General features: G+C 39.1%; 5 protein-coding genes. 1 reads left to right on the top strand and 4 read right to left on the bottom strand.

All coding sequences use genetic code 11. The features are described 5' to 3' along the window. Nucleotides 1-665 (top strand): hypothetical protein (locus tag JAO78_RS16035; protein ID WP_226752369.1); only part of this gene is annotated, 665 nt, incomplete at its 5' end. A 371-nt stretch (nucleotides 666-1036) separates the two neighbouring features. Here JAO78_RS16035 and JAO78_RS16030 read toward each other — a convergent pair. The 4 genes from JAO78_RS16030 to JAO78_RS16015 are packed head-to-tail and all read right to left on the bottom strand — an operon-like array spanning nucleotide 1037 to nucleotide 8139. After that, nucleotides 1037-1510 (bottom strand): hypothetical protein, encoded by a 474-nt coding sequence (locus JAO78_RS16030; RefSeq protein WP_226752368.1) that lies wholly within the window; start codon nucleotides 1508-1510, stop codon nucleotides 1037-1039. Further along, nucleotides 1507-3597, bottom strand: a complete 2091-nt coding sequence (locus JAO78_RS16025) for a hypothetical protein (RefSeq protein WP_226752367.1) — start codon at nucleotides 3595-3597, stop codon at nucleotides 1507-1509. Before JAO78_RS16025 ends, JAO78_RS16030 begins: the two co-directional genes overlap by 4 nt. Then, nucleotides 3598-6735, bottom strand: a complete 3138-nt coding sequence (locus JAO78_RS16020) for a hypothetical protein (protein WP_226752366.1) — start codon at nucleotides 6733-6735, stop codon at nucleotides 3598-3600. It abuts the gene before it with no gap. Then, nucleotides 6736-8139, bottom strand: coding sequence for a tyrosine-type recombinase/integrase (locus JAO78_RS16015; protein ID WP_226752365.1), 1404 nt, complete (start codon nucleotides 8137-8139; stop codon nucleotides 6736-6738). Nucleotides 8140-8256: the final 117 nt, after the last annotated feature.

Below are 8256 nucleotides of genomic sequence, written 5' to 3'. Positions count from 1 at the left end.
TCTCCTTTAACTCATACGCCGGGATTAATGCCTTTGCAAATCAGGATGAAAAAGTCAAAATTGAGCCGGAACTTACCGTGGCTGACAACAAGTTAAAACCCAAAATTTCTTTTAATTCCCGACAAAATCTTGGCAGTAAAGACACTTTCAGTGTTGCATTTGATTTTTCTGCAAATTCTGGAATTGATGTAGGTAGGTTTGATGATCCCATTACTTCGTCAGAGGACATTATTTCCCAATATGTTGCTGACGGTGGAAATATGGAGTTCAATCTATCATTCTCATATAAAAATGGAGATTTCTTTGTTGGAATTGGTCCGTATTATTCTCTTTTAACAACGGATGCCTTATCAACAGAGGAGAACAGTTCTTCTATTATTTCTGTCGATGCAGAAATTTATGGATTGAACATTATGACGATGTACAAGTTTAATAAATCTATTGGCGTATACCTTCAGTACTCTACATATGATACGACAGGCGAAGGGAAGAACGCAGATTTTTCAAAAATTCTTGATGATGGCAATGCTGTTAGGTTAGGGGTGGAAATCCCAACTTCAAGTGATCCAAATGCATATGTGTTGAGGTTTGAGAGAACTAAACATTCCGAAGTAGATAAAGCAATTTTCAGGGTTTCCATATCAAAACCATTTAATTTTTTTTAATATACATTGAAACTGTCCTATGTCCTATGTCCTATGTCCTATGTCCTATGTCCTATGTCCTATGTCCTACATAGGACATAAATCATATTTTAATTAGTCACAGATAACTCATCATCGACAGTATTCGATTTTTGATGGCCATTTCAGCAGTTACATCATAATGCATACACTGAAATAGAAGCGAAGCTAAATGTGTAATATCTGCTTTTGGCATAGGGCTGACTGTCAGATTTGATTAGGCTCGATCATGAAAAGTGTCAGATGGAATTATGACTAATTCACTTAATGTCCGCTTCACACTCATAACTAACTGTCAGGTCAGATTGGAACCTCTCGGGTAAACTGTCTGCTCAGATCCGAGCTACTACAAATTATCTCTTATCGAAATAACCTGTTATTACCTCGCCTGTTTCTTTGTCTACTTTGATTACCTGTTCAATAGTGCCTGAACGGTGAGCAATTTGATTTCTCAGATCAGCATTTTCGCTTCTGAGTAAGTCGTTCAATCGATAGCATTCCATCAGTTTTGCGAGCAATATATTCACATTTTCTGCATCGTTCTGCGGAGCAGTCTTCATAAGCTTTTTAGCTTCGAGTAGCTTCGCTTTAAACTCTGTAACCTGTGCTCTCAGTGTCTCAACTTCTTCGGTCTTTTTAATGGTCAGCTGTTTTTTCTGTGCTTCAGAGATTGCATCTTTTAAATCTGCAAACTCTGGGAATCGAAAGTTGGTATGACTAAAACCGGCGTGCTTGGCAACGCTGTTCATATTAACTTTCGAGCCCTTTTTGACCAGCTCCTTGAGAGCTATATATCCCCGCTCTAAAGCACCTTTTTTATCTGTCATAACGATACCCCACTTGATTTCGTCGGATCTTGAATAGTGTTTAACACATACTCAGCCGCTCGCAGGTCCTTTGTATATGCAACAACAAATAGCTCCATATCTTTTTGTTTTTCTAAGGGTAAACTACTAATTCTTTTGAGTTTATCTAAAGCCCGATTTTTCAGCGCTATCCAATGTGGTTTGTGTGTGTCTGCGACAATAAACGAAGGACAATAGACACAACCTGCTGGCACTGATGCGCCGTTAATTTTGCAGCTGTCGCCTGCGGTGCAGTAACCATGCGGCAGGCCACGTATCGTCTCGATATTTTTCGCAAGAAAGCGTTTAAATTCGCCGAGATCTTTAAAATGAATTTGTCTAATCACTGCTGCGTTTGGTGAGTTCGAATTTGTAACACCGATGATTAACTCATTCGCTGCTTTGTTAAACCGTTCGCCTGCGCCACCCTTTAGTTCATTATTGCTTGCTTGTTCCGCCAATTCAGAAGCAATTGCTGTGGTCAGAAGTTGCTCATATCCATCGACAAGATCGATAAGTTCTTCATGCGAAAGGATACCTTTGTCGACATACACGTGCGTCATTGCCAGTGTTAAGTGTTTAAACTGGTCGGCTATATCGTCCAATTCGCCTAGTTTATTGGCAATAACAAAGTAAGCAAAGCTATGCCTGAACATGTGGTTAGCTAATCGAAGGGTGTCACCAACTGCGTAAGGTACGCCTCTATCTTTACCTTTGATTTGTTTATAATTTTGCTCAAGGCGATCAAGCTCTCGTATGTCAGCCTCAGTTAAAGTTAAATCAAATAAAGGGAGAAAATGCTCCGACTTAACTTCGAAATCCTCGAAACGTCCCGACTTAGCAAAGCTAATAGAAGCGGCACTATGCACAACCCCAAACAAACGCCTCTCGGTCATACCAACTTCAATATTGTGAACCAATGAATCTTGTACTACTCCGCGAAATCTTTCGAGAATTAGCTCAGCTCTGGCTTCCATTCCCACTGAATAGCGTTCAAGCAACTTGATTGCTTCAAAAGTTTCTTTGTTACAAACCCATGTGTCCAATACAAAAGTGTTCGCAGTCTTGTGAGTTTCAGCTTCGATCAAATACTTAGCATTTATTGGGTCAGATTTGTTTGTGCAACCTATTCTGCACGACAACACTTCGTTATATCTCATACCTGTGAACTGGAGGATATGGATATAAACTGCCACTTTTAAGTCGATAAAATACTCTGCAAGCTCATTTAGTTTCGATATGATGCCATTTTTAATAGCCGAACGGTTAAAGAGATCTGCACCTTTAATTTCATCGATTGGCTGATTCCAATTTCGAGTACATTCCAAAAGCTTATCGTTGTATAACTCCCATTCTTCGATTCGATTTCCACATTCGCTTACAACGTGAGCGGAAAATTTAGCAATTCTTGCACTTATTCCAGTTGGTATAATAGGATGAGATAAGGTTTCTTCAATTGTTTTAAATAAATCGCTCAATACTTCTTCAAAAATTTCAGCAGTACGAGTATCGATGAGCCCAAAGCTTTCACGTGCTTGAAAGCAATCGGCGAAAACTCTGGGTTTATTCATTGGCGCAGTTGTTTGAACGATGTTACTCAAATACTCCGTAACTAAGGTTCGCAATGCCAGATCATTAAGCTTGGTCAGTTGATGAAAAGATGTTAGACCTTTAGTAAGCAAGTGTTTACCGAATTTTTTCAGCGCGGCTAATTTCGTTTGGAGAGTACTAAGTTTCTCACCACTACCACCTTTATAAATACCGCAGATATGCGCAATTAGTGCATATAGCTTAAGCTGAAATGCTATCTCACTATCACCACCAAGCATTGTGAGATGTCTGTTTGTATTCTCATTACTTGTCCACATGTCCGAACCAAAAATAACGGCTCCACTACGTTTAATTTGGTGGTTTTTTGACTCCCATAACACAACGTTATCAAAGGAGTTGCCATCGTAGCCTGACTTCCTAATTTCTGTTAAGGGTTTAATTTTGTAGCACCCTGAGGAGTCTAGTAACGTACAGGCGTCAATGACGTCGACTACTTTGTTAGGAATAACGAAGCTCATTTATGCAAACTCCCAGTCAGGATGGACGCCATGCTGCGAGAATAAGACCTTACCCTGTGAAATTGCCTGTGAATTCATATGCTCAAGCTCTTTCAGTATGTCTATAACTCGTTGTTTCAACTTAATTATGTTTTTCTGTTGTTCGCTACCATCATCGCCAAATATTGAGTATGAAGCAGCAACCATCTGATCTATCACTATCTTCTCAAACGACAGTAGTCGCCAAACGTGCTCCGCATCGGCGATGCAACGGAAATGTTCGCAAAAAAGACATGCACCAAAGTCTGCGCAACCTGTTATTTCCTTCTCATCTAGAAACTTGCGATTTTTGACTTTAAATTGCTTAACTACGTCAGAATCCGCAGTTTGATTGCATCGCCCGGTGGGGGTTTGTCTAGTGCTATCATCGACCTTTTGAACAAAAATAATTTTCTCAGCATTATCGTGGATGTAGAAATCAGCCATAACTGCCGTCGCAGCTGAGATGCTTTGCTCTGATTCTCCACTTTCCATTTTCAAATAATACTGATAGAAGGCGGCTGGGGTATGGAGTCCCGCATGTTTATACTTTTCGAAGTTTTTTGCGACCTTTCTGTAGGTGTAATTCATGCCTTTTTTTCGGAGCCGTGTTACAGAAAAGGTAATATCTAGCCCTGCTTTTTTTAGTAATTCATTAATGCATTTGGTGAAGGATAAACCGTTAAGAACACTTACTTTTTTACCTAATGAGTATGTAAAAATTTTGTCTCTGAACTGAGTTTTTTTGTGCTGTTCGGAGGTTTTTCTTGTGTGATTTGAGATGAACTCAAGATCTTGCATTACTGAGGAAGTGATTTTGCCTGTTACATACTCCCTATATAATGTATCCGCATCTATTTTCTCAATCTGCGCCGTTTCACCAAAAGTAGGCCAATGAGTCTTGTAATTAGCTCTGCGCTTAAACATACGAACTGCTGCTGTTCTGTTACCTTGAAGTGAAACACCGAAGTAAGTAAGGTCGTCACGGTCAAGCTCTAGAACCGGTGTTAAGTTCCAACCTGTTTTGATAAATATTCGGGCAGCATGCAGGCACAAATGCTGAAGATTCGTCAGGTCAGTTTGTGTAAGAAGTTTTTCAATTGCATAAGCGATATTCACGACTTGTTCAAATGTATACATCGATTTTTGATTGCGACGCCGAGCCAATTTTTGATCTTTATTTGCTTTGACCCGGTAAGCTTCTGATTTATCAATGCCAAAGAAGTCTACAATGCTATTTAAAGCATTTTGTTGCTGTATGGCTGTTGATGATTTTATTATTTTATTTTTGCTGTCATTTAGTATGACTTGACGAAAGTGCTCTAGCAATTTTTTGTTATTTTTGGCGAACGCCTGTATTCCTTCGCTTTTTAGTGTTGATATTTCTGATTCGTTGAGACTGTTGTGATGCTTTAGAAATAATCTTTTAAATATATTTACTTTGGATGATAATGTTATTTGTTGAACTGAACCTTCGTCTGTTTTTGTCTTGTTTTTGTCAATGTATATTTTTAAATCTTCGAAAACTCTGGGGTAATCCGTTGCAATTTCGTATAGGCTAATTGAATGAAGTCTGTCATTGTTTTCATTCTCGAAAGTCACAATAAATGGAGATAATTGATTTAGTCTTATACTCGTTTTATTTGTAAAATTGTATATCTCTAAAGCGGCAGTCAGCTGCCACTTTCCTGCGCTGTTATCGCTTTCGGCAGTATTTTCTAAATGCTCATTGAGTATATTGAATCCTTTCCCGTACTCTAATGCCAAACCATTTATACCGTGGTCTTGCAATAGCATTAAGACTTTCTTTATTTTTGGATCTTCATAATGAGCATATAGATATTTAGCTAGTGATTTCCTTGCCCAGAGTTCTACAGCAGAGTAATTGTTATATTCAGATAAATATGCTCTGTATTCTTCTTTAAAGGTGTTCGATATATTTGCAGTGAATTCATCGAATTTTTCATCTGTGTTGAGTTGAATTATTCTTTGTTCACCGAAATGCTCAGGGGCTATATTTTTCAAAAACACCATGAATGCAGATTTGTCTGATTTCATTTTGTTAGTGATTTTTATTACAAGCGCTGACTGACTAGTAATCTTTTCCTTGATTGTCATTTCTTCGCTGCATGAACTTAGTTCGCCGTTTAGAAGTTTTAGTATGCAGTTCAGCGATTTATTTAAATTATCGATTGAAGTCTGAGTGCTTTTATTTTCATCTTTAGCAAAAATTTCTGCGCATTCAGACAGTAATTTTTTTACATCGCAAAATTCAGTATAGCTTAACTGCATTGCTCTTGAAATATCGATAATAGAATCTTTGAATTTTAAATGTGAGAATGGAATACATTCTACGTTAAAGTGCATCGAGCGTAAATTCGTTAATGCATCATCAAATTTTGTTTCGAGCTTCAGCTTACTCCGAAATATTTCATTCATTCCGGTATATTCTACTAAGTTTGCGATACTCTGATCATCTAGTGAATCCAGCCCATGTAGTTCTATTTTTTTGATGGTGTCTTCAGGTAGGTTTGATAATAGGAACGGAATTATTTGACTCAGTGACAAAATACTTTTGCGTAGAGTTGTATTCAAAAGAGTAAACGACTTTCCATCTTCAAAGTTTGCTCTCTCGTTTAAGTCAGCAATTTGCCGCGCGAGCACTGGTGAAAATGCTTTGAATTTCAAATGAAGTTCATGCGGTCTAGGTTTCAAATCAGGATCAGTAAAATACATTGCGAGTAGGTTCGATAATCCGATATCGGCTGTCGCAGCTACTTTCGAGTCAAAGTGAAGGGTCGCTTGTTTGTTAAAAGCAAGTTCAAATTTATCCCGCAGTGTCAAGATATCCAGTGATTGCAGTCCTGTTTCGATAAATTCAGACCTAAAAGGCTCGTCTAGGCCGTTGAGCAAGTAGGGCATTACTTTCAAAATCGCGGTAGTTGATTTCCGCATAATGCTCTTTGTTAAATCTGTTTCTCTATCTATCGGTTTGTCCGTAGTCAAGAGAATAGAACTTGAGCGCCACCACATCTCGTTTATTTGATAAGCAAGTGTCTCGGAATACTGAGCGAACTGAGCAGGAATAGGTGATAATTTGTGTCTAATGCTGCTGCTCATCTATTTGGTCTCTCTTACAGCTTTATAGATGTCTTCAACCCACTCATGCATTGCTCCAAACTCACTAGGTTCGGACACTTTCGCGAAATCAATATACATCTCCGTTGTTTTCATGCTTTCGTGTCCTAGCCACTTACGAAGTGTTGTACGGACTCTGCGTGTATCAACTAACTTCTCAATTAAATAAATAGCGAGATAAGTCCCGAACGTGGCTCTTAGATCATGATAGCCTCGTTCCAATACTGGTAAACCCTTTTCGCGCTGCTCTTTACGCACATAAGCGATAACATCACTAGCCGAAGTCCCAGCCATACGCTCTCCGCTTTTGTTTATGAATAAAGGCAGTGGGTGTTCAGGATTGTCTACGCCATACTTCTCCTCGTGCTTTTTTCGCCGGGTTTTCCACGAGGCCGTCGTTGTATAGTCGAATAGCTTCTGCATCAAAGTTCTAGTGATGTTGATTGGTTTGGGCAAGTGCTGCTTTCGGACTAATCCAATTTTGAAAACCGCATTTCTCGGGTGGTCGACAGGATTGACGACTTCGTTGTAGTCGATTTGCACTACTTCAAATGAACGAAAACCTGCGAGATATGCACATTTGAGAAACAGCGAATTTGTTGGGTGCTTAGCTGTATCAGTGTTTAGCAAAGACGCTAGTTCTGATCTGTTAAATGGTTGCAGTCCATTAGGTTTGACGGCTTTTTGCTTAAACTTCTTTGGAATGGTTAGATTGCTAATCCATGCTTGGAGTGCGGTCTGATTGGCTGATGGCATTGAGAAGAGTACGTCATAATCGCTAGATTTTTTCTTGTGTATAGCTTTGAGCTCAAGCTCAAAGGGAAGCTTTCCGATGGAGCCTCGGTGGTAAGACCAGATGTAAAACTCCCGGACTCGTCTGATCATACGGTTTGCGGTATTCCACGCTAAGTCTTTGCGTTTTACTCTTTCAACCAGATAGCGCTGGTATTTCCAAACTGGCATTTGACTGACGTCAGCATGAGCACTTTCAGAAATTGGAGCTGCAATTACTTCAAGATAAGACAGATCATTTTCAATCAGAAAATCGAGGAAAAGCTTCAGATCTTTGGAGATACTCTCAATCGTTTTGATATCAAGTGGCTCGCCCTTTCGGGTAGCTGCGTATTGCTGACTCCAAGAATCGGATGTTTGTCGCTTGTTTTTCTTTAGCGAGTATTCACCTTTTAACCTTTGGATTAAAAATAAATTCATTTCGCAGCAAGCATCAAGATGCTCAGCGTGAAAGATGAAAGGGAAGTTTTCTATATAGTCATCGGTCTTATAGATGACATTTCTTAATCCGCAGTCGTCAACTGACGACTGAAGGTATGCCACAGCGCCGAGATTGAATCTTGTTTTGTAACGACTGGAATTTTTACATGACATGCAGTTTCAACTTGTAATTCGAGCTCTTACGTGTTTCGCAATGATATCGTAAGCAACTCATTTTAAAATGATTTAATCATAAGTAACAATAAATGTCAATATTTTTATACTGGGGTT

This window comes from Alishewanella maricola (assembly GCF_016343785.1).
GTDB classification, from domain to species: Bacteria; Pseudomonadota; Gammaproteobacteria; order Enterobacterales; family Alteromonadaceae; genus Alishewanella; species Alishewanella maricola.
This window is presented reverse-complemented; position numbering and strand designations above follow the sequence as displayed.

Bases quoted from the DNA above. Each gene is read 5' to 3' on its own strand.
- JAO78_RS16030 (WP_226752368.1), bottom strand. From the start codon at position 1,510: ATGACAGATAAAAAAGGTGCTTTAGAGCGGGGATATATAGCTCTCAAG.
- JAO78_RS16015 (WP_226752365.1), bottom strand. From the start codon at position 8,139: ATGTCATGTAAAAATTCCAGTCGTTACAAAACAAGATTCAATCTCGGC.
- JAO78_RS16020 (WP_226752366.1), bottom strand. From the start codon at position 6,735: ATGAGCAGCAGCATTAGACACAAATTATCACCTATTCCTGCTCAGTTC.
- JAO78_RS16025 (WP_226752367.1), bottom strand. From the start codon at position 3,597: ATGAGCTTCGTTATTCCTAACAAAGTAGTCGACGTCATTGACGCCTGT.